Below are 25,929 nucleotides of genomic sequence, written 5' to 3' on the forward strand. Positions count from 1 at the left end.
GATTTAATCGAAGCGTAATAGTGAAGTGTGAAATCTCCCCTTAGTGCCGATGCTAAGGGGAGTATTATTATTGAGTATCTAGTTGTGTCTTAGAACGAATATCTTGCTCTTCGGCTTCTGTTTGGGTTTTGTCCTCCTTTATCCAGGCCCAAGCGAGCGCAGAAATCGCTAACGATGCAGCGCTGATCTGAAATACAACGCTTTTATCGGCGGCTTGGCTGATGAAAAGGCCGATACCTAGGCTGACTATCAGCTGTGGTAACACAATGGACAGGTTAAATAGACCCATGTAATAGCCCATCTTACGCTGCTCGATTTTTTCCGACAGGATGGCAAATGGCAAACTCACAATAGCAGACCAGCCAACACCTAGGGCAGCCATAAGGACATAAATGACTAAGTGGTTTGCACCGGCCCAGCTTAACAATAGGTAAGACACGGCCATGCTTGCCAAGCAAAATGAGTGGACTCTCGCTCGGCCAAATCGGTTCGACAGAGGTTCAAGAATGAGCGCGGGAACCACTGTGGCGACAGCACTCAAGATTAAAAAGCACAACGCGATGGTTTGACCGAGCTCGCTGCTACTTTCTTGTGGCATTTTGTCTTGGAGAAATGCGAATAAAAATACGAACATAGTTTGCACGCCTATCCAGCTAAAGGAGTGCGCGGCCAGTATTTTGCGAAACCCGATGACTCCGGCTTGAGTCGTGCTTTTCCCTTTTTCACTGGTGGCCAGAGCTTGGCCAACGAAATAGATGCTAATCACTACTGCAATCAGCTCAGCCCAATAGTGCTGAGTTTTTATTCCGGCTAGATGTAGAGATAGCGCATAAATATCGTAGATCAAGAAGCCCCAAAGTGGGCGAATATCCACAAGGAAAGTCAACAGTGATTGAGCGGTATTTGGCGCTTCTGACTCGCTAGGTAAATCCGCATGAAGGACTTTTGGCTCCGTTATTAACATCGCGGGTAAAGTGGATAGCAATAAAACCACTGCCGCACCGATATAAATAAGCGTGTAGTTTCCCCAAGCAGCGCCGATGGCGTAGGCAGTGACACCCAATACACCGGACATGGTTTGCATCCAAGTAAAGCCTTTGGTTCGCTTTTCTCCTTCCGGGGTTACATCTGCAATGATTGCTCGTGTAGGGTTAAAGCTCACATTGATTGACAGGTCGAGTGTTAGGGCAATAGCAATGGCGACGCCTAGTATTCCGTCAAGTCCTAAAGCCGATGAGATCACATCGATGTTCGGCAGCGCGAGTAACATTAGGGATGAAAGCACTCCGCCAATGATGATAAATGGCCGTCTTCGGCCATTCCAAAACCAAACCTTATCACTGATGATACCGACAATAACTTGGCCTAGAATCCCAGCAATCGGCCCCGCTGCCCATACCAGCCCAACTTGATGGATATCCAAACCATACTTGGTATTAAGAATCCAGCTTAAAGCTGAAATTTGTATCGATAGGGCAAACCCCATCGATGCTGAGGGCATGCTTAACAGCATAAAAAAGGAATTGGTTAGGGTACGTTGAATTTTATGCATAATTGGATTCCACTACATCATGTACATTCTGGCTGTACGTGCAGGCAGGTTAAATGTGTGATAGCGAGAGGTGATTTGTTCTTTCGCACCACTCAACACATCTTTGTAGTCGACGTACCAGTTAAGCTCATATTGATTTGTGTCCACCGTCACGTTTTGTGCATCACCACATTTATTGATGCCAACAATGCCTTGCTTGCCACGTTTGAACAAAAGTGTGCAGTGATCACTATGTAGTACCGTCATCGCTTTGCCTTGCATGGCGTTGTGGAAGGCGATCATCTCGACCATTTGAGTTTTATCCCAAACGTTTTTCCAACGTCCATTGTCCTTATCTTCGGAAGCGGGTAGCTCATCACTGTACACCAACGGCGTTCCTCCATCTCGGCCCAAAATGTAGGCGTAGGCAAGAGTTTCATCGGTTGGGTCCATGATCTGATACCGGAAGCCATCATTGTTCGGGATGTCATGAGTAATGGTGAATGTCACTGCTCTTGAGCCTTCTAATGCCGCTCCATAGGCTTGTGGGTCGTGAAGCTCGTTAAGCCCGCCATTGATTGAAAACGCGTCACGAATGGTGGCGAATAATGGGAAATCATAGGCGGCATGCGTGGTGTTGTTCAGGTAGGGCGCAAGAAATACGTCATAGCTAACATCGCCTTTTCCACCACTGGTGATCACTTCTCCAAACACGTACATTCCGCTGATAATACTCGGTGTGAAAATCTGATCGATTTGGTATTGACTCATGTGTTTAACCGCATCGATACGAAAGCCTTTGACTCCGAGATCTTTTAGCGCTTGTAGGTATAAACGCTGTTGAGACACAACCCAATTATTCGGATCAAGATCGGGTAAACCTGTATCACCGTTACCACCACACAAGCGCCAATATTGTACGTTGCCTGGGTCATTCCAATCGGTGATGCAACCTGCAGGATGAAAGTCGTTCGCCGAGAAGAGCTCTTGGCTCAAATCTCCAAACAAAGTTTGTTTGGCATAGTAGCTACTACGATTTTTATAATCAGCAAGGACATCGGTTCCTGGATAGTTTAAGTCACTGCGCTTCCAACTCTCATTGGCCATATGGTTTAGGACCACATCAGCATAGACCTCAACACCGACTTTCTTAAGCGCCTGAATCATGTTGACGAAGTCTTCTTTATTGCCCAACGGAGAATCGATGACTCTGTAATCTTGTGGTTGATATCGCGCCCACCATTGGTCTCCGCTAGATTTCATTGCAGGAGCGACAAGTACCTGCTTGTATCCCGCTTGGGCAATTTGATTGGCTTTTGCAGCGACCTCTGAATATTTCCAGTTAAACGCATGCAATATGGTGTCAGCACTGACACTTCGTATTACGCCGAAGGTAAAAGATAGAATTATTAGTATATTAACCACTGCTTTCATAGAGCATACCCCGCTTTGTTATTTTGGGGCTCATAATATTTAACTAATTATTAATGCAAAGATAGATATAAAAAACTTTAGGATTCCATCACTGAAAGGGATAACAAATCCGATGAATCCTTAGTTGAAACGACATTATGTATGGTTTGGTGTGGTTTGCTCTAATCGGTTTGTGGGTATCCACCATTTGTGATCTATATCACTAAAATTTACCGTATGGATTTTAGCTTGAGGTTATTGATATTAAACAACAACTTTAGTATCTTCAGCCGCTTTTTAATATATTCCACCAGTGTTTTGAAGTAATGTGATATACCCAAATTACTTCGAGATGCGAGTTTCAGCGAGATAGATAAGGCTTCAATGCTAGTCAGGGATGTGAGGCATAGTCATTCTACGTCGAGCAGCCCTAACAACGCAGTGAAGCCTTATCTACTCGCCCTTTGGGAGCGGTGTGAGTGGCCCACTTTCGCGTCAAAGGCCTTTGAAATGGATGGCCATTCCTGCAGACCTTTTCCTTAAATTGGGCCACTCACATCGCTCTGAATTCTGCATCTTGAAGTAACTTGGGTATAAAAAGGAGACAATATGAAAAACAAACTTCACCGTGGCTCTTGCCTTTGTGGTTCTACTCAATACGAACTTGAAGGGGAGTTTCAATCTTTTTTCTTGTGCCATTGCAGTCGATGCCAAAAAGATACGGGCTCAGCACATGCATCCAATTTGTTTGCTCCACAGTCGAAGCTATCTTGGCGACAAGGAGAAGAAAACGTGAGCATTTATCAGCTTCCGAATAGTCGGCATGCTAAAGCGTTTTGTAAGCGATGTGGTTCAGCATTACCTCTTTTTGCCAAGGAGCTGGGCTTCACCATGGTTCCAGCTGGGAGTTTAGATACGCCAGTTCCTATATCGCCAACCGCAAAAATCTTTATGGCTAGCTGCGCGGATTGGCTACAGAACATCAATCATGATATTAGTTTTGATGAGTTTCCAGAATAGGTGGTTTGAAGCTTGATCTCCCGTTGAAGCTCGTATCTCAAATTAGTCTTGGTATAGCATTCTTTAAACAAGAATAGTGCATTAAATATTTTATAACAACAAGTGCCTATTCTTGATATTACTACTCTTACACAATGTTAACTTTACCTATTTAACCCTTCTAATATTTATATCACTATACAACGATTTAACGAGCTGAAATAAATAATATTTATTTTTCAAATGGTTGTGATTATTTGTCGATCCTTTGACTGTAAGCAACTAAATCTCCTAAACCATAAAACAACAAATTTAGAAACTTAATTTTTAATTTTAATATTATCAGTATTGTATATATATGATTAATATTAATCGTACGGTTAAATTTCAATCAAGGAGCGACGAGTGAGAGGATTTAAATATGATCGAACAATCCACAGTGTCAGAATACATACAATGGTTAATATCATTTCTACCAGGGTATGAAACCCCTAGCGTCCCAACCCCAAATATGATTTCCGAAGAACAGGTTCGGAAAAATAAAAGCAAAGTTCTAGCAAAAATAAATCAACAAAAAAGTATGTCCCAAGGGTTTAGGCTCGTTAATAATGTGCAATATAAAGCTAAGCTCGATGAATTACGCCGTAAAGTTGAACACTATAAATATGAGAATGAATCTAATAAAGCACAAGATAAAATTATATTGGAGATAATGACCAATAAAGATAAGGTAAACAATTATTTAGAGTCAAAGGTAAGCAACCAGCTATCATCAGGAAAAGCCGACTTTCACGCCAAGAATCAACTTGCTAATGCTCAATTGAAGAAAAAACAACTGTTTCTAATGTTTATGGAAATCACCGAGGCTCAAGCTGAATTGGTTGAATACGCTAGAAAAATAAAAGAAACAACAGGAGGGGTATTAAAGCAGCCACCCGGTGCGTATTTTGGTGTAAAAGATTTTCACGGTTCATTAGACAAAATCACGAATAGGAAGCGCCACTATGATATTGGCGATCTTAAAGATGCTGCGCGGATGACCATCATATTTAAAACGCTAGATGATATGGTAGCGGCAAAATCACTAATTCGTCTGTCAGATGAGTTTAAGCAGCTTCAGCACTTTCAATCTGCTATGAAAGATAGATACAAAACCAGTAAGGGTGATGATGCCAGATTCAATTGTGACGCGACTGATGCGGGTTATAAGGACATTAAATTCTTTTTGAAGATGAGCAATGGCCATATCGGTGAGCTACAACTCAACACAGAGAATATGATTGTTGCTAAGAAAAATGGACATGTGATTTACGATATTCTTCGCGATGGTGGGGCGTTAGATAAGCCATTTACGATCACCAATCATGAAGTGTTGGCGAAGATACAGCGGAACATGAGTGAAAAATGGTTTAACTTTATCCGCCAAAGAGTGCCAAAAGCGAAACCAGATTTAGGCATTCTTGTTAGCTTGGTTGACAGAATGAAAGCTAATGTCGCAAGAGGCAATCATTCCGTTGTAGTGTCTTTAGCTGAAATTGAAGCACTGTCTCGCGTTAGTCTATGTATTTACGAACAAGGTGATAACGGTAGAGCGCTGCTCGATTAAATTCCGTTTTGGCTCCATAGAGGATAGACGGATCTATCCCCCCAGCTATTTTATTCAAAATGAGCTGCTTAAAATATCGACTATGATTAAACATGATCGTTAAAAAAACACCATAACTGATATGAAAACAGTGCTCACCTTTTTCCTTTTAAGTTGCTCATTTATGGTAGCGAGTAAATCAACACACCTTCCTTTAGATGTATCGATAAGTGAATGGCCACCGTGGTCAATGAAAACACAAAATGATGAGTGGGAAGGGATTGCTGTAGATACAATGCATCTAATATCCATATGTTCGGATATACAATTTAAGTTCACCAATACAGTCAATACTAAGCGTATGCTACGTGAATGGGGTAAATCAGTATTTGCTGAGCCAGCTATCGCTGAAGTTTGGAGGAACTCGCAAGCTGATTCATCCGTCTATACAACCTCTATATTTAGTACAACCGATATCATTCTCGCCCAAAAAAAGATGAAAAAAATAAAGGACTATAAAGGCTTGCAGGGATATACAGTGGGAGTCATTAATGGTTTTGTTTACCCAGGGTTTAATGATGCGATCGATAATGGTGAAATCAAGGTCAGCGTGTCAGTATCAAAAGCACTTCTACCAAAACTTGTTCGGGGAAGAGTTGACGCAGTATTCGCAAATAAAGAAGAGGCTTTATATTATTTCAACCATAAAACAAAAAGAAATGACTCTATAAAAGACTACAAAATTATATATTGGTTTGAGGAAGTACCATTGAAAATTAGGCTTCACACAAGCAGAGCTCAGCTTGTTCCTATTTTTGACAGTGTCATTAAGCGACTAAAAGAGCAAGGGCATCTACAGAAAATCCAAAATTATTACCTAATGCACCATAGAGACAACAGGTTGAAGCCTAGGTTTGATGTGTGTCCTTTGTAATACGGGTGGTTTCAGTGTGGTGAAACTGGGTACGTTTTAATTGTGGAGTGGGAGGTGCTTTGCAAGATAAAATGTTTGTTGTGCAGCCTTTGTATACACGATTATCGGTACGCCATACAATGAGCGGATTATCTAAGGAAGGACCCTGAATATGAAGTTGCTTATCCCCTTGTGTTTATTGACATTTATGTACACTAGTTTGGTTAGTGCCAAAGAATGTGGCACGATCACCATTGCGGATATGAATTGGAGCTCAGCCAGCTTAATCGCCAATGTCGACCAGTTTATTCTCCAAAATGGCTATGGTTGTGACGCTGAATTGGTGCCTGGAGATTCAAATCCGACCAGCGCATCAATGATTGAGAAGGGCCAGCCTGATGTCGCTCCCGAATTGTGGACCAACAGTTTGAAGGATGCTCTGGAAGAGGGCGTTAGAGAAAAACGGCTAAGGATCGCAGGTAAAGTGCTTTCAGATGGTGGAGAAGAGGGCTTTTGGGTGCCTAAATATTTGGTTAGTCAGTATCCCGAATTGGCGACGATAGAGGGAATAAAAAAGCACGCCAAATTGTTTGAAAATCCGCAAGATCCCGACTCTTCAGGCATTTATGGATGTCCTGCGGGGTGGGCCTGCCAAATAACCACTGAAAATTTGTTTAAAGCCCTGAAATTAAAACAAGCGGGTTTTACCATCATAGATCCAGGTTCTGCAGCAGGATTATCTGGGGCGTTGGCGAAAGCGTACGAAAGACACAAGCCGTGGCTGGGATACTATTGGGCACCTACTCCTATATTAGGAAAATATGAGATGGTGAAAGTGGATTTTGGTAGTGGTGTCGATGAACAGGAGTTTATCAATTGCACCACACAAGCTGACTGCTTGAATCCCAAAGTGACTATGTATCCACCGGGTCCAGTTTATACGATTACCACGCAAAAACTTGCAGAAAGAGCGCCTGAAGCCTATCAGTATTTCGCAACCAGAAGCTTTACCAATCAAGATTTGAACCAGTTACTTGCATGGATGGAGGAGAACCAAGCCGATGGTAACGACGCTATGTATTATTTTTTAACTCATTATCCCCAAATTTGGCACAAATGGGTGCCTAAATCAGTCGCGGATAAAGTAGAGGCAGCCTTGTAGTCACTTGGATGTCCCGTCCTAAAACCGTCAACCTATTTTAGGACGGGACATTATGCTTAGATGTTCATATGAATCACAGTGCGAATACTTTTTCCTTCATGCATTAAATCAAACGCTTGATTGATGTTTTCCAGGCCCATGGTATGAGTAATAAATTCCTGCAAGCCAAACTCACCAGCCATATAGCGCTCGACAATTTCAGGTAGTTCTGAGCGTCCTTTTACTCCACCAAATGCACTACCACGCCAGACTCTTCCTGTTACAAGTTGAAATGGACGAGTAGATATTTCCTGCCCCGCACCTGCTACACCAATAATGACAGATTCTCCCCAACCTTTGTGGCAACACTCAAGCGCCTGACGCATGACATTCACGTTGCCTATACACTCAAATGAGAAATCGACCCCACCATCAGTCATCTCTACGATGACATCTTGTATTGGTTTATCGAATGATTTTGGATTGATAACATCAGTGGCACCAAGTTGCTGAGCTAGATCGAATTTACTTTCGTTGATATCGACACCAATGATACGGCTAGCGCCTGCCATACGAGCCCCAATGATTGCAGACAACCCTATGCCACCAAGGCCAAATATTGCAACGGAGTCACCTTGTTTAACTTTTGCTGTGTTCAGCACAGCGCCCATCCCAGTTGTCACACCACAACCTAGTAAGCATACTTCGTCTAGCGGAGCGTCTTTGTTTACCTTGGCGAGAGATATTTCAGGTAACACTGTGTATTCAGAAAACGTCGAACAGCCCATATAATGATAGATTGGTTGACCGTTGATAGAAAAACGCGTGGTTCCATCGGGCATAACGCCTTTCCCTTGTGTTTCACGTACCGCTTGACACAAATTGGTTTTTCCCGATAAACAGAATTTACACTCACCACATTCAGCGGTGTACAGTGGGATCACATGATCACCTACTGTTACGCTGGTTACACCTTCTCCTACCATTTCGACGATACCGCCACCTTCATGTCCTAAAATAGATGGAAAAATACCTTCGGGGTCATCACCAGATAGAGTAAACGCGTCAGTATGACAAACTCCGGTTGCTACTATCCGAATCAGAACTTCTCCCTTTTTTGGAAGCTGGACATCGACCTGTTCCATTGTTAACGGTTGGCCCGGTGCCCATGCAACAGCGGCCTTAGATTTAATAAACTCTTGGCCTGGTTTGATATCTAGTGACATGCTGAACTCCTTAAAACTAAAATATTTTCACGCCATGCATTAGAAATTAAGCAATACATGGCGTTTGATCTCGGCTATTCTAATTTTTCCCAATGAATTAATAATCCATGTATTTTGAAAATATCTTTTACATATATGTAATAATAAGATCTAAATTAGTAAAAAGAGAATCGTGATGAATGATTGGGAAGGGGTGTCGGAATTTGTTGCTGTCGTTGATAACTACTCGTTTACCGCGGCTGCCAAAAAATTGAAAACGTCAGTCGCTCAGATAAGTAGACGCGTATCAGCTCTAGAAGACAGGCTCGCGGTTAAGCTGTTGCTACGAACTACCAGAAAAGTAACGGTTACTGAAGCAGGTCAGCTGTATTACACGCACTGCCGAAACTTAGTTGAAGGCCTTGAAATCGCAGAGCTTGCAGTCACGCAGATGCAAGCCAGTCCCAAAGGGTTGTTAAAAATAACGGCTCCGGTTACCTTTGGTGAATCGCATATTGCGCCTTTGATAAATGAGTTCTTAGCACTCTATCCGCAAGTTGATTTGGAGTTGACGCTCACCAATTTAAAAGTAGATCTGGTGGATTCTGGCATGGACATGGCTATTCGCATGGGGCGCTTGGCTGATTCTAGTCTGATTGCAAAACGGCTCTCTACCCGGCAGCTGTATGTTTGCGCAGCGCCAAGCTATTTTGAACAACATGGTATGCCTACCACTCTTGCTGAACTGAGCGACCACAATTGTTTAGTTGGCTCTGCAGAACATTGGCGATTTTTGGATAACAAGAAAACTAAATCATTGAAGGTTTCCGGACGGATACGTTGCAACTCAGGATTTGCTTTATTAGATGCCGCCATACGAGGGTTAGGGTTGGTGCAACTCCCTGATTACTACGTGCATAAGGCATTGGAATTGGGAGAGTTGATAGAAGTCTTAAGTGGCTATCGAGATGAAAGAGAAGGTATCTGGGCACTTTACCCAAACAACAGAAACTTATCTCCTAAAGTTCGTTTGTTGATTGATTTTCTAGCTGAGAGACTTGGGGATGGTCTCAAAGGCGGCCTCCTGACAGACTAAATTAGGGCACGCACACCTTCTGAGGTTAAATCAATCCGAGTAGCGCGACCGTGTATTTCACATATACTTTATTAGGGCGTGGCCTAGTGACATAGGTGAAGTTTTTATCAATTTGGAGGCTGCTAATGAGACTACAGAAAGTTATTCAGTGGCTGGCATTGCCCCTGCTCTTTTTCTCATCCAGCCTTCCCGCTCAGATTACCCTTTACTCGATGGAAAACTTCATACCTTACGCTTGGGTTGAATCTGGAAAGCTAACTGGTATTGACGTGGAAATTATTCACCAGCTTAGCCAAAAGGTCGGTATCCCTATCACAATAAAGCTGGTTCCTTGGAAGCGAGTTATTCACCAGACCAAACACGGACATATAGATGGTGCTTTTTCCCTCTTTAGAAGTGAGGAAAGAGAGTCTTTCGCAAATTTTATACCCACCCCGATCCACGAGAGCACGTTCAAAGTCTTTGTCCGTAAAGGTGAAGAGTTTGATTTTCAATCTATTGATGATCTACATGGCAAATTTATTGGTATTAACACCGCTTTCTACTTAGGTGACGCGTTTGCTCACGCAAGGAAAAACAAGCTAATACAAATTGAAGAATCTTCTACGAAGCAGAATATACAAAAGCTTCATGGTAATCGGATAGAGGTATTTATCGGCAATCAACAAGAAGTCTATTACTGGTTATCAAAAATGGGTCTATCAGAGTCTATCATAGCGCTACCTAAACCAATGTTCCCACCAAGAGGGGCATACTTAGTCATTTCTAAAGCCGCTAAAACACCGAATCAAGAAGATCTAATTAGACGATTATCACAGGCACTGAAAGAAATGCAAGCAAGCGGTGAAATCGATAAGGTGTATGTAAAATATGGGCAGCGCTAGTATGAAATTTCAGCTGGTGAGTGTCTACATCTCGCTGATTTAGATATTGTCACCCGTGAAAAGCTGGGCAAGCAGAGCGATTTTAGGCGCAATATCTTCTAAAGCGGTATTACCATAGCCAATAATGGCGCCTTGCCAAGATCGATGACTGAAACCTAGGGATTCGTAGTAGGACAAAGGACGGATATTGATGCCTGCTTGTTTGGCTTGTTCAGTGAAGGTTTTTTCATTAATGCCAACTTGCCATTTTATCGTCACGTGTAGACCAGCGGCTTGGCTGATTATCTCAACACTATCGGCAAAATGGAGACTAATTGCTTGGGTAATAGTTTGATGTTTGAGCTCGTATAGTTTGCGCATTTTGCGGATATGTCGCACCAAATGGCCTTCTACAATAAAGTCTGCAAGTGCTGATTGAACATGAGAGGGTGAGTCACCAGATATGGCATCTTTTATCATTAAACATTGAGTAACTAAAGCATCAGGCACCACCATATAACCCAGCCGTAGGCTATTGAACATGACTTTACTAAATGAACCGATATAGATAACACAGTCATCTCTTCCCATTTGCCCCGCTAGTCCTTGCAAACTCGTATAAGGTCGATGAGCAAACTGAAATTCGCTATCGTAATCGTCTTCAATGATCCATCGATTAGATTGCTTGGCCCAATTAATAAGGGCTAGCCTTTGGTTGGTATCAAGTGTGGTCCCCAACGGGTATTGGTTACTTGGCGTGATATATAATGCTTTGGCGGCGCTTTGTGTGATGCTATCCAAATCCAAGCCGTTATAGGGGGTGACATTTGCCGCTATATATTGGATGCCCAGCAGCTCAATGATTTTACTCATTTGTGTGTAACCCGGCTGTTCCATCAAAATAGAATCTGACGGTTGAAGTGTCGCCATAAGCGCGATAGCCAGTGCTTGTTGTGCTCCCGATGTGATGATGATCCGCCCTGAGTGACAATGCACACTTCGACTTGTGGCAAGATAGTCAGCGAGAGCCACCCGCAGTTCTAGACACCCTTGAAGATCTTGATTGCCCAAAATTGACAAGCGAGAAGAATGTCGTTGCAGCATGCGTTGCCATGTTTTTAGTGGAAATTGCGCTAAGTCTGGAATTCCCGATGAGAATGGGGCATTGATGTCTAGGTCTTTTGCTTTGTTCGGTGGAACAGAGTGGCTCGTACTGCCGCTAAAATAGTGATCGGGTAATTCAATGCAAACATAAAACCCAGAGCCTTTGCGACTCTCAATATAGCCTTCGGCGACCAGCTGTTCATAAGCACTGGTCACTGTATTGCGACTTAGTGAAAGCTCATCGGCGAGCTTTCTGGTTGAAGGCAGTTTGTCACCTTTAGGCCATAATTGATTGACGATTTTGTCTCTTATTACTTGGAATAATAACGTTTGTTTGGCTCCCTTTGTTGTGGGCAGTGCTAAGTCACCAATGTCGATTAGAGCCATAACTGGACCTGTATATTTATTAAAAGTGGCTCTAAAAATAGTACCAGTTGATTGCTAAATTTCAATTATTCGTCAAATGTGCCAAACACTGGAGTGGAAATGATTTCGCAAAGTAAAAGAACACAGATTAAGAAAGCCCCACACAAAGCCGTTTTAGACCAGAAAATGCTCTATAAGATTATTGATGAATGTCTGATCGCTCACATTGCCATCATAGAGGAATCGGGGCCAGCCGTTATTCCCATGCTTGCATGGAGGGTCGATAACCATGTGTACATCCACGGAGCAAATAATAGTCGCTTGATGCGTAGTCTAAAAAAGGGAGAGTCAACTTGCCTGACGTTCACACTGTTTGATGGATGGATTCTGGCTCGTTCGGCATTTCATCATAGTGCACATTATCGCTCCGCAGTAGTGTTTGGCTCATTTGAAAACATTATGGACGTGAACGAAAAAGATCGTTTGCTCAACCACTTTGTCGAACAAATTGCCCCCGGCCGAACCAATGAAGTCAGATTGAGCAATGACAAAGAGCTTGCTGCAACGATGGTACTTCGGCTTTCTCTTGAAGAAGCATCAGTTAAGGTCAGTAATGGAGAAGTTAACGATGACAAAGCGGATCTAGAGCTTCCTGTCTGGGCTGGATACCTTCCCTATAAGACTCAGGTTGGTCCACTGGTTCCTGTTCAGGGTTTATCAGAGCAGATTACTAGTCCAGATTACAGCGGAGCATATGGAAGTCGGTGGTGTGAACAAGCCGAGTGAGATCATTTCAAAAATAAAGATCGTGCAATAGCCACTTAAAGCGCTTACAATTACTTAAATAAATAAGTAATTGTAAGTGTTATGACGCAAGAAGAACGATTGATATCGATGCAAACATGGTTAAAGAAAGCCAAGAAAATTACTTTAACGGATATTTGCCAACGATTTGAAATTTCAAGAGACTCTGCTCGGCGAGATCTGGTCAAACTGACTCAGTTACCAGGTATAGAGCGTATTAGGGGAGGGGCGATTTGCGTGTCTGTCACGGGAGGGGCTGTTGCCTATAGCGATAAGCCCATCAGCCAAGCAAAGCAAGAGATAGCTCAAGCTGCCGCAAGCCTAGTGTCACCTGACGATTATCTTATCATCGATACCGGTACGACGCTCACCGCGATGGCTTCTTACCTCAGCGAACCTGCAACGGTCATCACTAATTCCGTCGATATCTTATCTCAACTTTCTCAAGTGAAAATGACAGCCATACACCTCATTGGTGGACGATTTAACGACTTCCATCGGGCGATGTTAGGCTCGACTGCGATTGCTCAGCTTTCTCAGTACCACGTGAACAAGGCATTCATTGGTGTATGCGCCATTTCAAGTCACGGTGTTTCAACGACCAGCGAAGAAGAGGCCGCCGTGAAGAAAGCCATGATATCGCAAGCGCAAAAGGTCATTCTTGTATGTGAAAGCAGTAAGTTTGGCCAGCAGCATGTGTTTAAAGTTTGTGACCTCGAAAAAATAGACGTCATCGTTACCAATCAAGCCCCATCGGCTTCACTTTGCGACTTAATACGCACCCATGATATTCAATTGATAGTAACATCCAGCGAGAACTAAAAATGACTTCAGCGCCAATTAAAACCGCCGTTATTGGCTTTGGATTTTCAGCCAAAACATTTCACATTCCTTTCATCACCTCATTGCCTGACTTTGAGCTTTCAGCAATCAGCACCAGTAAAACGGACGACGTTAGACAGCAGTGGCCACAAACGCAGCCCTTCGCGAGTGCCGAAGAGCTATTGGAGCAATCTGATGCAGATTTGGTCATTATTACCGCGCCGAATGATGTGCATTTTACATTAGCCAAAAAAGCGTTAGAAAACGATAAACACGTGATTTTGGAAAAACCGTTCGTCACGAACTCTTCTGAGGGAAAGGCGCTTATCGAGTTAGCCGAGAAGAAACAGCGCGTGCTCAGTGTCTATCATAATCGCCGTTGGGATGGCGATTTTCTTACCGTTAAAAAACTGATCGAAGAGAATCAAATTGGTGAGGTGAAGTGTTTTGAATCGCATTTTGATCGCTTCCGTCCCCAAGTTCGCCAGCGCTGGCGCGAACAAGCGTCGGTAGGTGGTGGTATCTTGTTTGACTTGGGCTCTCATCTGATAGATCAAGCCGTTTACTTGTTTGGTGTGCCCAACGCACTAACGGCCCAGTGTGAAATCATGCGAGAGGGTTCAACCAATATTGACTATTTTCATCTGGTATTCCATTACCCAGAACATTTGGCAATCCTGCATGGGGACTTATATAGCGCCGGGCCAAACAAACGCTTTAGTGTAAAAGGGTCAAAAGGCAGTTATGAAAAATATGGTTTGGATCCTCAAGAAGAGCGATTAATCGCCGGAGTGCTTCCAATCACTGACGACTGGTCAGAAGAAACGGACAGTCAGTATGGGACTTTTTATAACATGGAAGATTCAGAACGGGTAAAAACGCAGCTTGGGTGTTACCAGCACTATTTTTCCGAGATGGCGAAAGCAATTCGAGGCGAGCAGCAGCCCCCAGTGGCGGCAAGCGACGCATTAAAAACGATAGAATTGATCGAGTTGGCAATGGAAAGTAGTCGATTGGGTAAAACGCTAGCTGTGGCTAAATAAGGATCATCAAATGAATACCATCAATTTAACCGAGCTGCTAGATCAAGAAAAACAATTGTTGTTTGCTGAATTTGATAACAACATAGCATGGCAAATAGGTTGTGCACTGAAGCAAGCCGCCGAGAAGTGCTCTGCCAAGGTTGCAATAGAAGTGTACGCTTTTGAACAAGTCCTATTTAGCTACGCCATGCAAGGTACATCTATGGATAATCAAGAGTGGATCCGTCGCAAGCGTCAGTCGGTGATGCGGTTTGGCCACAGCACTTTCTTCTCTGGCCAATATAATGCCTCGAAAAAGCGTGACTTTGAATCTCAGCCACATATTGATGCAAAGGAATATTGCACCCATGGTGGTGCCTTTCCCATTCGCCTTAAGTCAGGTGGATTAATTGGTGTTGTGACTGTCTCTGGGTTACCGCAAGAAGAGGACCATAATTTGGTGGTGAATGTGCTTCGAGGGATTATTTATGAGAACGAAGACACTTAACATTTGGCAGTGATAATCATTGTAAACCTAGCTCTATTCCTAAATTGAGCTAGGTTTCTTTGTATAATTATAATGAATTTATTCATGGTAAACTTATATTGATATTAAATATTGATAACCTTAAAGTAACTCATGTGATTTGGTAATAAAGATATAGTGTTAAGTAATATTTTTGTTGTTTTAATGGCTTACAGCACAAATTAGGTGACAGCATCAAGAGCTAGTTGTTATTAATGGTATATTCTGCTCGAATAGCCCCGATTTTCTATACTGGTTGTCTAAGAGATACCTAATGTCTATTTTCGCTCGAGTAGCACTACTAGCGGTCGTTTTTGTTGATTTAATAGGGCAGGGATTAGTCTTTCCTATTGTCAATGAGTTGATCATGTCGACACATCTTTCCTTTCTACCCTTGTCTACTTCCCAAGCAGAACGCCACTTATATTACGGCCTTTGTATCGGTATCTTTTTTATCGCTTGGTTTTTTGGCGCTATCTACATTGCTAAATTGTCAGACAGTATCGGTCGAAAAAAAGGCATTGTGATTTGTTTGTTTGGCGCTTTGATTGGGTATTTGCTTACGATCTTATCGCTGTTCGTAAATAGCTTATGGCTGCTTATTCTGGGCCGAGCAATCAGCGGCTTTACCGCAGGGAATCAACCGATCGCTCAAGCGGCCATGATAGACGCTAGTAATAGTGAGCAAGAAAAAGCGCGTAATATGGGACTGATCGTCGCAGGTATTAGCGCAGGATTAGTCGGTGGTCCAATAATCGGCGGAGTATTTTCTGACTCTAGCTTATTAGGACACTACGCGAGCCTCAAATTACCCTTTTACGTCGCGACTTTGCTAATTGTGGTGACCATTTTCCTCGTTCAACGCTACTACACTGATACCAAGCCACCCATAAAAGGCATTCGAATCAAGCTGTCAGAAGTGTTCACTCAACTGTTACACATTCGCCAGAAACCCGTCGTTGGTCGACTATTTTGGGCTTACTTTGCGTTTATGATAGCCAATAATGCGTTTTTCATCTTTATGACTAACTACATGACAAGTCGCTTCCATATTGGCTTGTTTGGCACCAACATGGAAATGATTGTGCTCGGCGTAGCAATGGCAAGCGCAAGTCTATTCCTAGTTGCTCCCATCTTGAAACGTTTTGATAAAATATCGATAGTTTCAACGGTCACACTGATTATGGCCCTCAGTACGTTAGGATTTGTGTTGAGCACTCACTTCCTGTACTGCTACGTGTTTATTGCCATCTTCTATTTAAGCTTTGGTGTGGCGTATCCTGCAATACTTAGCCTTTTCTCCGGTAGCGTCTCAGACGATGAGCAAGGTTGGGTAATGGGGGTAACGACGGCAGGCTTCACGCTGGCGGCTGGCTTGTCGTCCTTTGTCGGTGGCGGTCTAATGGCAATAAGCTTGACGATATCTTTCTACGTCACAGCAGGCTTTGCATTTCTAGCGCTATTGTTGGTTGTTTTCACTTGGCGTATTCAGCCGATTAAGCAGATTGCGAAAGCGTAAACTACAGATCTATAGCTAGATATTGCTCCAATCTGAACAATCATACTCAGCATGGCTTGAGCGAATTGAGCACGTCATAGCTGAGAATAGTGGCGTTTATAAATCTGCCAAGTTCTGTCCGTTTCTACGTTCTTTCCCTATTTATTAAATCTATATCTTGAACTTTATCAAAAATAAAATCCAATTTTATGGTTTGTTATTTCAATTGTTATTATGTTGTTTATCGTATGTAATGTTTATAGTTATTGTTTAAGCCTTTATTCTCTTAGTTAGATATTACTATCCATTAGCTTTATTTAATATTCTATTTATGGTTTGAGAGACAGATTTTCATTCGGATATAAAGATTTTGTTAAGTTTGTTGATAATGTAGCCAGTTATTGACAGTTAACTAACTTTGTCGATTTTCAATTATCCATAGTAGGTTAAAGTCAGTGTTTTCTAATATTTGAAATTAGAAAATCTAATCAATATTTGTATTGATTTATTTTTCTTTCCTCGTAGAATTCGCGACATATTTACAGATAGTTACAATTCAATTGCCTTTAATTGTGATTAAAATCACAATTGTTGTCATTTAGTCTGATTTTTTATGAATTGTGACCTGTGTTTTGTTTTTCCACATTTTAGTTCGTTATTAGAAAAATTGATCAATGTGGCTAGTACTATTTATTGAGGCTTCTTGTGTCTAACTTCTCTCAGTTATCATCTGACCTAATGCAACATTTGGTCGAATTCAATAGAACAAAATGCTCAGTGGAAGAGTTAAGCTTAGTAGAGCTTTTTCAAAGGAATGTACAATTAAACCCATCAGCTATTGCGGTTGAATATAAGAATATCTCACTGACTTATAAACAGCTTGATACAATCTCAAATCAAATAGCACGTCATTTAGTCGAGCAATTTGATGGTATTGATCTCCGTGGGAAAAATATTGCTTTTTGTCTAGAGCGCGATGAAAAGATGATTGCTCTGATTATTGCTATTCTAAAAGTCGGAGCGGCATATATTCCTTTTGAACCAACTCATCCAGACGAGCGCCTTAATTACGTATTAGAAGATTGCTCAGCCTGTTTGTTGGTGACTGATGAAGCTTCTGCTGGACGTCAGTCCATATGTCGGGAGGTAGTCTTAGAGAATGCAATTGGCGGAGATGACTCAGCAGCATTCAATATTGTTAAAACATCTCCAGAAGACTTGGCGTATATCATGTATACATCAGGTTCCACTGGGCAACCTAAAGGTGTTCTAGTCACACAGAAAGGGATCACACGCTTAGTTCTCGATAGCAGGGAAATTAACGTATCTCCAGAAGCGGTGTTTGCACAAGCTGGTAATATTGCCTTTGATGCATCCACACTCGAAATCTGGGCACCCCTTCTTCACGGGGCGAGGATTGCTGTTATTCCTTATGAAGTCGTGATTGATAGCATTGCATTGCAACATGAGCTCAAGGACAAGAGGGTTACAGATGCTTGGTTTACGGTAGCGCTGTTCAATCAGCTGGCAACTGATAACCCAAATGCTTTCGGTGGTCTTAATAACCTGATGGTCGGCGGTGACGCACTAAACCCAAAAACAATTGCGGCGGTATTAAACTCAGAGACACCTCCAAAGCAAGTTTGGAATGGCTATGGTCCAACAGAAAATACCACGTTTACTACCATGCACCGAATTCAAGCTGAAGATTGCGACAGAATCTCAATTCCAATTGGAAAACCTATCTCAAACACTACTTGCTACGTTTTGGATGAAAATTTATGTCCTGTTGAGCATGGTCATTCAGGTGAGCTTTACACTAGTGGACTTGGCTTGGCAAAGGGCTATCTTAATAAAGAAGACAAAACAAGAGAAACCTTTGTTCGAAACCCGTTTTATGACAACGAAACAGTACGAAGTGAAACGCCTGCAACGGAAATAATGTACAAAACAGGCGATAGAGTTCGCTGGTTGGATGATGGAAGTATAGAGTTTATTGGTCGTGTAGACAATCAGGTGAAGATACGCGGCTTTAGATTGGAGCTCGGTGAGGTTGAAGCGCGACTGACGGATCTAGAAGGTGTAGAACAAGCCGTCGTTATAGCACAAGAGCACAATGGTCAAAAGCAGTTGGTTGCGTATTGTGTTAGCGATTTATCATCTACTGACATACAGCGTCAATTTAGAGAGAAAGTCCCAACGTACATGGTGCCCTCTCAATTAATGTGTTTAGACACGCTCCCTTTGACCGCGAATGGTAAAGTAGATAAGCGGGCGTTACCTGCTGCCGATTTTGCGTTAGTAGGGAACGACGAGATAGTACCGCTAGAAACCAGCATGGAAAAAAACTTAGCGTCTATTTGGTCAGAAATCCTTAGCATAGAGCCTCCGATTAGCCGTAATGGGAACTTTTTTGAGCTTGGCGGCCATTCACTGCAGGTAGTGAAAGTAAAGCAACAACTACTAAGCAAAATGGGTGTTGAAGTTAGAATTGCTGATTTCTTTAAGTTTCCTATTTTATCTGAATTAGCGTCTTATATTGAAACACTGAAATGTGGCTCAATAGGAATCGCGAACAATGCGATACAGAGACGAGATCCAGAGCATCAATTAATACCGCTATCATTTGAACAACAGCGTTTATGGGTGATCGAAAAAACACAAGGTCCATCAGCGCTATACCATATCCCTTCAGCGTTTAAACTAGACGGGAACCTCTCACCATCAGCCCTTGAAGCGGCGTTTGAAAAACTGATTTCTCGTCACGAAAGTTTACATGTGCGAATTGTGGAATCAAACGGTCAAGGCTTCCAACAAGTTGGCTCTTGCGACTTTTCCCTACCAGTCGTCTCAGTAGAATCAGAGAATGCTTTAAACAAAGCGCTTGAAGATGATGCGGAACGCCCGTTTGATTTAGCAAACGAACCATTACTGCGTGTCAGGCTTTATAGGTATGACGGTGCTTACTATTTGCTGGTTAATATTCACCATATCATTACCGATGGCTGGTCTATGGGGAATTTCTATTCTGATCTAAAAGCTTTCTATCTTCAGGAAATTGGTGAATCGAATGCAGCGTTGGATGACCTTCATATCCAATATACAGATTACTGTGCTTGGCAAAAAGAGCAGAACTTTAGCTCATCTCTAGAATTCTGGAAGAGCAGTCTAGATGGCGTGAAGCCATTAGAACTCCCAACGAGCAGCAGTTCAGAGGTGAGTAACGAGACTATAGTGAGCAGTGTCACTCTTGGAGATACATTTTCCAAAGGGCTGGAGCAGTTGGCAATCCGCAACCAAACAGGTCTATTTAACATCCTGTATTCTGGCCTTTCCATAGTGCTGTCGAGATATTGTTCACAGCAAGATGTGCCTATTGCCAGTATCTGGGCGAATCGTCCAGTTAAGGAATTGGAAAAACAAATAGGCTTCTTTGCCAACACAATCATCTTGCGCACACAGGTTAATGAACAACAGCAGGTTGAAGATTTTATTCGCAATAACAATCAGATGCTGATGGAGTCATTTGAGCATGGTTCGGCGCCTTTAGACAAAGTGTTGTCTATGTTAGACATCCCACGTAATGGTGACCAGCACCCACTATGTTCGGTGGCCTTCGTACTACAGAATACAGATGGTGGTGATGGCAAATCGCTGGATTTACCGGGAGTGACTTCGAGTCAGCATATACTTAAGCCGGAACTCGCTAAGTTTGATTTGTTGTTCAACGTTACTTTTAGAAAAGAGTCAGGATTAAAGGTCGAAGCTTCGTTTCGTAAAGGTTATTGGTCTGAAGAAATTCAATCTCAGCTTTTATCAAACTATGAAAATGTTCTAAAAGCAATGACGAGCGGTGCGTCTAAAGTTAATGACATCTCCTTACTTAGTGAGAGTGATGTTAAGCATCATCTCGTAGAATTGAATAAAACGAGCGCACAGCTAGAAGAACTAGATCTCATTTCACACTTCCAACATCGTGTTCAGCAATACCCTAATTCTCCGGCTGTATTGTTTAAAGATCGTGTATTGACTTATCAGCAGTTGGATAAGCTGTCCGATAACGTTGCTCATGCATTACTAGAGTGTACCCATAGACAGTCTCTTCAAGGCAGCTCGATTGCGTTTTCCGTGGACAGAAATGATGCCATGATTGCCTTAATTCTTGGCATCATAAAAGTCGGTGCTCACTATGTACCATTTGATCCAAGTCATCCTGATGAGCGCTTACACTACGTTTTGCAAGACAGTGGCTCTTGTTTATTGGTGACTGAGATGGCTCACCAAGGTCGACAAAATATTTGTACAGAAGTGATGCTAGATCAACTGCTCACAGATCAGGATTTCGGGCCTTTTGAATCAGTTCATCAGGCGATAGATGATGTTGCCTACATTATGTACACGTCTGGTTCGACTGGACAACCTAAAGGCGTGAAGGTGCCAGTGCGTGGTATTACCCGTTTGGTTGTGGAATGCCCAACCATCACCGTTTCTCCAGATTCGGTGTATGCGCAAGCAGGTAATATCGCTTTTGATGCCTCAACGCTGGAAATATGGGCGCCACTGCTTAATGGTGCAAGTGTCGTTGTTATTCCTTACGAAACTGTCATCGATAGTAATGCGCTACAAGAAGAGCTTAAGAGCAAGCGCGTGACAGATGCTTGGTTTACAGTAGCACTATTTAATCAGTTAGCGGCAGATAATCCGAATGCATTTGGTAACCTCAATAACTTGATGGTGGGTGGTGATGCATTGAACCCGAAATCTATAGCGGCGGTGCTAAACTCGGCAACACCCCCGAAACAAATTTGGAATGGTTACGGCCCAACAGAAAATACCACTTTCACCACGATGCATCCAATACAATTAACAGACTGTGGTAGACGTTCGATTCCTATTGGCAAGCCGATATCTAATACAACATGCTACGTGTTAAACGAACACTTACAACCTCAACCCGTGGGGGTTCCAGGAGAGCTTTATACGAGTGGACTGGGGCTTGCTGATGGCTATTTAAATAAGCCTGAGAAAACGAAAGAAACATTTGTAGTTAACCCGTTCTTTGAACGTAAAGACGTTCGAGCGAATACGCCAGCAAATTCTATGATGTACAAGACGGGTGATAGAGTTCGTTGGTTAAGTGATGGTAGCCTTGAGTTCATCGGCCGAGTTGATAATCAGGTGAAGATTCGTGGCTTTAGGTTAGAGCTGGGTGAAGTAGAAGGGCTTTTGACCCAGATCCCGGAAGTTGAGCAAGCGGTTGTCATTGCAGTTAATCACAATGGACAGAAGCAGTTATTTGCCTACTGTGTCAGTGGGCTAAATCAGGCCGATATCTTAAAATCATTACGTTCGAATGCACCAGCATACATGATCCCATCAGGGATGATGGTGATGGATAGCTTTCCATTAACAGCAAATGGAAAAGTGGATAAGCGAAAGTTACCAGAAGCCAACTTTGCCGTCGCCCCTGCGCAACAAATCGTTGAACCAAGAACCGAAACTGAAAAGGTATTGGTGGGTATATGGAAAGGTTTGCTAAAAGATACGAATGAGGTAAGTGCCGATGACCACTTTTTCGAAGTTGGTGGACACTCTTTATTAGTCATCCAGATGATAGACCAAATTAACAAGCAATTAGGAATAAGACTCGAAGTTAAAACGGTCTTCTCTTCCCCAGTGTTGTCTGAGCTAGCGAGTATACTCGATGGTGATACGAAAAATGACGATACCGATGATGCTCAAATGTGCATCGAAGATCAGTGGTTAAAACTGGAGAAACCGTTCATCTCTTCGAATGATGTTGAGATAAAAAGAGCACTGTTAACAGGTGCTACGGGCTTCTTGGGTGCTCATTTGCTGCATGAGCTGCAAAATCAAATGCCAAATGTCACTGTTCATTGTTTAGTTCGCGGTGAGGATGAGTCCTCATGCATGAGCAAGATCCGCTCAACTTGCCAAAAGTACCGACTGGATGTGGACTATGAACGGGTTGAAGTATTGTGTGGTGATCTCAATGAGTCCAAATTTGGTTTGTCTACCGAGGTTTGGGGTGAATTAGAGCAAAGTATTGATGCAATATATCACTGTGGTGCGTGGGTAAATCATCTGCACAGTTATTCAACACTTCGCAACGCGAATGTAATCAGTACGTTGGACTTTTTAGAGCTATGCCAACAAGGCTCACCGAAGAAAATGTTCTATGTCTCAACCATGTCTTCGGCTCCAACGGATGACAGCGGTATTAGAGAGAAGTTTGTTGCTGAAGCGCCAAACGCAGATAATGGATATATTCAGTCAAAGTGGGTATCTGAGCGTTTGGTGGAACAGGCTTTTGAGAAAGGGTTGTTTGGTACTATATATCGAATGGGTAATATTACTGGTTGTACTCGACACGGCGCGTCCAATGCAGATATTAACCATACGTTAAACCTGATCAAGGGCTGCTTGCAAATGGGGGCTGCACCGGATTGGGCTTCGTATAATCTCGATATTAGTCCCGCCGACGTATTAGCTAGCTTATTAGTATCGAGCAGTATGACGAGTAAGCACAGCCAAGAGATCGTGAACTTAGGCTATCTTTCGTCCGTTAACTGGCGGCAAAAAATAGAGCACTTAGTGAAAAAAGGGCATGATCTACAATTTGTATGCCCTAAAGAGTGGGCAGAAAAATGGGTAGCTAATATTGATACTGATAACGCATTGTATCCGTTCAAGTCTTTCTACTTAGAGCCGAAGTTGCATCAAGAAATTGTCGTTGAACGGGAATATGTTGAGCAGTCAAACTTGAGCTTAAACATAAGTAACCTCTTGGATACTTATTATAGCTATTGGAATGATATTGGCTTTATTGAGCGCGAAATCAGTCATTAATTTATTATTGTGATTTGAAAGTAAGCCATCACGCTTTAGGTAAAAGTGATGGCTTACTATACCCTTCTTTTTTGTTGTACAAGGATGTCGATGGGAAATAGAAATTAAATACTTATAACTCTACAGGTTTTTCGTGAGTAAAAAATTAACCATTATTGATATATTTGGCTTAGGTTTTATGACCTTTGCCTTCTTTCTTGGCGCTGGAAATATTATATTTCCACCTAAATCGGGATTTGAGGCAGGGAGTAACATGCCTTTATCTGTAGTCGGATTTATTATTTCCGGTGTAGGACTGCCCTTGTTAGGGCTCATTTCTGTTGCTTTGTCCAAAGGCGGCTTCTCGAATATGACAACGCCTTTACCCCGGAAAGTAGCATTACTGTTTGGTATTGCGATAAACGTTATTTTGGGCCCGGCATTGGTGTGCCCCAGAGCTGGACTTGTGGCTTATAATATGGGCGTAGCTTCGTTTTTCCCTAAGTTCAGCTCGGTCGTTTATTCGATTATTTTTTTCACTGTTTGTGTGTACCTTGCACTTAAGAAAGGCACTTTATTGGATGCTATCGGAAAAGTGTTAACGCCAATTCTTATTGGATTACTAGTGGTACTGTCAATATCGGTTATACTTCACCCCCAAGGTGGAACCCCGTCTGCAACTGGTACATATATCCATCATCCATTTAGCTCAGGTTTTTTACTTGGGTATAATACGATGGATATTTTTGCCTCTCTCATGTTTGGTACACTAATAACGGATGTATTAAAAGAAAAAGGTGTGTCCGATCAACGTACCCTGTGTAAATATCTATCTTACTCAGGAATCATATCGGCTGCTGGCTTGTTATTTGTATATGTATCCTTATTTTATCTAGGTTCGACAAGTGAAGGCATCGCCTTACCTGGCCAAAATGGTGGACAAATAATAACCAGTTATATTATTAAATTATTCGGCACACCTGGTTGCGTTATTCTTGCTTCAATCATTACCTTGGCATGTTTAACGACAGTAGTAGGCTTATTAGCGGCTAGTGCCGAATATTTTAGTAAACACCTGAAATACTTTAGCTATCGAGCATGGGTAGTGATTAGTGGGATAGCGTGTATCTTAGTAAGTAACCTAGGCTTAAACGGTTTAATAAAGATTTCGTCTCCAGTATTGGAGTTTTGCTATCCGCTAGCAATAACCTTAGTTTTACTTACCTTTGTCCAACAAAAACTCTCTAGCCCTGAAAAGTCTTACCGCGTGATAATGGCAGTGACGGCTATGTTTAGTTTGTGCGACGCATTACGTGATATCGCTCAGCAGTATCACGAAATTCCTCGCTGGCTTTCTTTACCGTGGTTTGACCATTTACCATTGGCAAAGCAGGGTTTAGCTTGGGTTTTGCCAATGATCGTGGTATTGATTTTCAGCTTGAAAGATACGACTCAGATAGGTCTTTCTTACAGACGTAGCGATCGTTGAAGCCTCTTTCCTATATTGGCGCATTACCTGACATATGACGCCAAATCATACTGGACGACCAAAACTGATTGACTGAAGGGCGCTCTGGGCTACACCACCAGTGTTCCCTTTGTTCAAGATTAATCTTATGTTGTTTCCCGTCACTTGTTATGCCGATGTCCTTTTGTTCATCGTGACGTTTGACCATAAAGTTTTGTTCGGAATACAGTAAGTTACCTGAAACATGCTTGAGTGGACCATCGGACTTCAATAAGTTCCAACTGTTGGGCACGGTTTCAGGTAATTGAAGTTTGGCCCATCCAAAAAGATTACCACGACAAGCTATCTCATTATATCCACAGTCACCGTCTAACCTCACTCCTCGAAAGTGAGCGTCTTTTTCATTCTGCGGTCCATGGTAGGTGCCTAAATACAATTCGTTAGTCTGGATGTGCAGATATAATACTTGCTCATTTTCTGACGGCTTTGTTTCTTGAAAGTCGTTCCATTGGTACTGCATGTTAACTTCCTTATGATGGATATGTGTTTGCTTAATTTTTTGTAGCACGGCAATATTCCAAAGTCTATAAAAAAATTTTACAAAATAACTATTATTGATAAGTTTTACATATTGTTGTTAGATGTCTTATCGCTACTAATGAAACAAATTACTTATTTTTCAAGCAAACTATGTTTAATAGGGAATCGTACGGAAGTTTATATA

The 25,929-nt window shown here is 42.3% G+C and carries 18 protein-coding genes; 13 read left to right on the forward strand and 5 right to left on the reverse strand.

Annotation, left to right across the window (positions count from 1 at the left end; genetic code table 11):
- Positions 1-67: 67 nt before the first annotated feature.
- Both M9194_RS13495 and M9194_RS13500 read right to left on the reverse strand, forming a co-directional pair.
- Entirely contained in the window at positions 68-1,552 is a 1,485-nt protein-coding gene (locus M9194_RS13495; RefSeq protein WP_250613201.1) for an MFS transporter, read from the reverse strand.
- 12 nt (positions 1,553-1,564) lie between these two features.
- On the reverse strand, positions 1,565-2,965 hold the full coding sequence (locus tag M9194_RS13500; RefSeq protein WP_250613202.1) for an alpha-amylase family protein: 1,401 nt from the start codon (positions 2,963-2,965) through the stop codon (positions 1,565-1,567).
- A gap of 588 nt (positions 2,966-3,553) precedes the next feature.
- Between M9194_RS13500 and M9194_RS13505 the strand changes: the two genes are divergently transcribed.
- From M9194_RS13505 to M9194_RS13520, 4 genes are all read left to right on the forward strand, one after another.
- Positions 3,554-3,964 carry a GFA family protein gene (locus tag M9194_RS13505; RefSeq protein WP_250613203.1) on the forward strand — a complete coding sequence of 137 codons (411 nt, stop codon included), beginning with the start codon at positions 3,554-3,556 and terminating at the stop codon, positions 3,962-3,964.
- 400 nt (positions 3,965-4,364) lie between these two features.
- Positions 4,365-5,549 carry a hypothetical protein gene (locus M9194_RS13510; RefSeq protein WP_348772054.1) on the forward strand — a complete coding sequence of 395 codons (1,185 nt, stop codon included), beginning with the start codon at positions 4,365-4,367 and terminating at the stop codon, positions 5,547-5,549.
- Positions 5,550-5,670: 121 nt separating this feature from the next.
- A complete protein-coding gene (locus tag M9194_RS13515) occupies positions 5,671-6,462 on the forward strand; it encodes a substrate-binding periplasmic protein (protein ID WP_250613204.1) in 792 nt (263 codons plus the stop codon).
- 151 nt (positions 6,463-6,613) lie between these two features.
- A complete protein-coding gene (locus M9194_RS13520) occupies positions 6,614-7,603 on the forward strand; it encodes an ABC transporter substrate-binding protein (RefSeq protein WP_431769411.1) in 990 nt (329 codons plus the stop codon).
- 56 nt (positions 7,604-7,659) lie between these two features.
- On the opposite strand, the gene M9194_RS13525 is transcribed toward M9194_RS13520, so the two are convergent.
- Complete coding sequence (locus M9194_RS13525; protein WP_250613205.1) at positions 7,660-8,808, reverse strand: S-(hydroxymethyl)glutathione dehydrogenase/class III alcohol dehydrogenase; 1,149 nt, start codon at positions 8,806-8,808, stop codon at positions 7,660-7,662.
- Between the two features lie 175 nt (positions 8,809-8,983).
- On the opposite strand from M9194_RS13525, the gene M9194_RS13530 reads away from it, so the two are divergent.
- Complete coding sequence (locus tag M9194_RS13530) at positions 8,984-9,883, forward strand: LysR substrate-binding domain-containing protein (protein ID WP_250613206.1); 900 nt, start codon at positions 8,984-8,986, stop codon at positions 9,881-9,883.
- Positions 9,884-10,008: 125 nt separating this feature from the next.
- A complete protein-coding gene (locus M9194_RS13535; RefSeq protein WP_250613207.1) occupies positions 10,009-10,767 on the forward strand; it encodes a substrate-binding periplasmic protein in 759 nt (252 codons plus the stop codon).
- A 39-nt stretch (positions 10,768-10,806) separates the two neighbouring features.
- On the opposite strand, the gene pdxR is transcribed toward M9194_RS13535, so the two are convergent.
- Positions 10,807-12,237: a MocR-like pyridoxine biosynthesis transcription factor PdxR gene (gene pdxR / locus M9194_RS13540; RefSeq protein WP_250613208.1), complete on the reverse strand. Its 1,431-nt coding sequence runs from the start codon at positions 12,235-12,237 to the stop codon at positions 10,807-10,809.
- A 99-nt stretch (positions 12,238-12,336) separates the two neighbouring features.
- On the opposite strand from pdxR, the gene M9194_RS13545 reads away from it, so the two are divergent.
- The 7 genes from M9194_RS13545 (at position 12,337) to brnQ (ending at position 25,226) form a co-directional block, all read left to right on the forward strand.
- Complete coding sequence (locus tag M9194_RS13545) at positions 12,337-13,002, forward strand: pyridoxamine 5'-phosphate oxidase family protein (protein ID WP_250613209.1); 666 nt, start codon at positions 12,337-12,339, stop codon at positions 13,000-13,002.
- An 81-nt stretch (positions 13,003-13,083) separates the two neighbouring features.
- Positions 13,084-13,842, forward strand: coding sequence for a DeoR/GlpR family DNA-binding transcription regulator (locus tag M9194_RS13550; protein WP_250613210.1), 759 nt, complete (start codon positions 13,084-13,086; stop codon positions 13,840-13,842).
- Positions 13,843-13,844: 2 nt separating this feature from the next.
- Complete coding sequence (locus M9194_RS13555) at positions 13,845-14,885, forward strand: oxidoreductase (protein WP_250613211.1); 1,041 nt, start codon at positions 13,845-13,847, stop codon at positions 14,883-14,885.
- Between the two features lie 10 nt (positions 14,886-14,895).
- Complete coding sequence (locus tag M9194_RS13560; protein WP_250613212.1) at positions 14,896-15,372, forward strand: heme-degrading domain-containing protein; 477 nt, start codon at positions 14,896-14,898, stop codon at positions 15,370-15,372.
- 292 nt (positions 15,373-15,664) lie between these two features.
- The gene (locus tag M9194_RS13565) at positions 15,665-16,909 is read left to right on the forward strand and encodes an MFS transporter (RefSeq protein ID WP_250613213.1); all 1,245 of its coding nucleotides are present in this window, start codon (positions 15,665-15,667) and stop codon (positions 16,907-16,909) included.
- 684 nt (positions 16,910-17,593) lie between these two features.
- On the forward strand, positions 17,594-23,758 hold the full coding sequence (locus M9194_RS13570) for a non-ribosomal peptide synthetase (protein WP_250613214.1): 6,165 nt from the start codon (positions 17,594-17,596) through the stop codon (positions 23,756-23,758).
- 133 nt (positions 23,759-23,891) lie between these two features.
- Positions 23,892-25,226, forward strand: coding sequence for a branched-chain amino acid transport system II carrier protein (brnQ, locus tag M9194_RS13575; RefSeq protein WP_250613215.1), 1,335 nt, complete (start codon positions 23,892-23,894; stop codon positions 25,224-25,226).
- A 10-nt stretch (positions 25,227-25,236) separates the two neighbouring features.
- Here brnQ and M9194_RS13580 read toward each other — a convergent pair whose 3' ends face one another.
- A complete protein-coding gene (locus tag M9194_RS13580) occupies positions 25,237-25,725 on the reverse strand; it encodes a hypothetical protein (RefSeq protein WP_250613216.1) in 489 nt (162 codons plus the stop codon).
- Positions 25,726-25,929: the final 204 nt, after the last annotated feature.

This window comes from Vibrio sinus (assembly GCF_023634645.1).
Lineage (GTDB): Bacteria > Pseudomonadota > Gammaproteobacteria > Enterobacterales > Vibrionaceae > Vibrio > Vibrio sinus.

Bases quoted from the DNA above. Each gene is read 5' to 3' on its own strand.
- M9194_RS13525 (WP_250613205.1), bottom strand. From the start codon at position 8,808: ATGTCACTAGATATCAAACCAGGCCAAGAGTTTATTAAATCTAAGGCC.
- M9194_RS13535 (WP_250613207.1), top strand. From the start codon at position 10,009: ATGAGACTACAGAAAGTTATTCAGTGGCTGGCATTGCCCCTGCTCTTT.
- M9194_RS13510 (WP_348772054.1), top strand. From the start codon at position 4,365: ATGATCGAACAATCCACAGTGTCAGAATACATACAATGGTTAATATCA.
- M9194_RS13580 (WP_250613216.1), bottom strand. From the start codon at position 25,725: ATGCAGTACCAATGGAACGACTTTCAAGAAACAAAGCCGTCAGAAAAT.
- M9194_RS13495 (WP_250613201.1), bottom strand. From the start codon at position 1,552: ATGCATAAAATTCAACGTACCCTAACCAATTCCTTTTTTATGCTGTTA.
- M9194_RS13500 (WP_250613202.1), bottom strand. From the start codon at position 2,965: ATGAAAGCAGTGGTTAATATACTAATAATTCTATCTTTTACCTTCGGC.
- M9194_RS13505 (WP_250613203.1), top strand. From the start codon at position 3,554: ATGAAAAACAAACTTCACCGTGGCTCTTGCCTTTGTGGTTCTACTCAA.
- M9194_RS13515 (WP_250613204.1), top strand. From the start codon at position 5,671: ATGAAAACAGTGCTCACCTTTTTCCTTTTAAGTTGCTCATTTATGGTA.
- M9194_RS13520 (WP_431769411.1), top strand. From the start codon at position 6,614: ATGAAGTTGCTTATCCCCTTGTGTTTATTGACATTTATGTACACTAGT.
- M9194_RS13530 (WP_250613206.1), top strand. From the start codon at position 8,984: ATGAATGATTGGGAAGGGGTGTCGGAATTTGTTGCTGTCGTTGATAAC.
- M9194_RS13565 (WP_250613213.1), top strand. From the start codon at position 15,665: ATGTCTATTTTCGCTCGAGTAGCACTACTAGCGGTCGTTTTTGTTGAT.
- M9194_RS13550 (WP_250613210.1), top strand. From the start codon at position 13,084: ATGACGCAAGAAGAACGATTGATATCGATGCAAACATGGTTAAAGAAA.
- M9194_RS13560 (WP_250613212.1), top strand. From the start codon at position 14,896: ATGAATACCATCAATTTAACCGAGCTGCTAGATCAAGAAAAACAATTG.
- M9194_RS13555 (WP_250613211.1), top strand. From the start codon at position 13,845: ATGACTTCAGCGCCAATTAAAACCGCCGTTATTGGCTTTGGATTTTCA.
- pdxR (WP_250613208.1), bottom strand. From the start codon at position 12,237: ATGGCTCTAATCGACATTGGTGACTTAGCACTGCCCACAACAAAGGGA.
- M9194_RS13545 (WP_250613209.1), top strand. From the start codon at position 12,337: ATGATTTCGCAAAGTAAAAGAACACAGATTAAGAAAGCCCCACACAAA.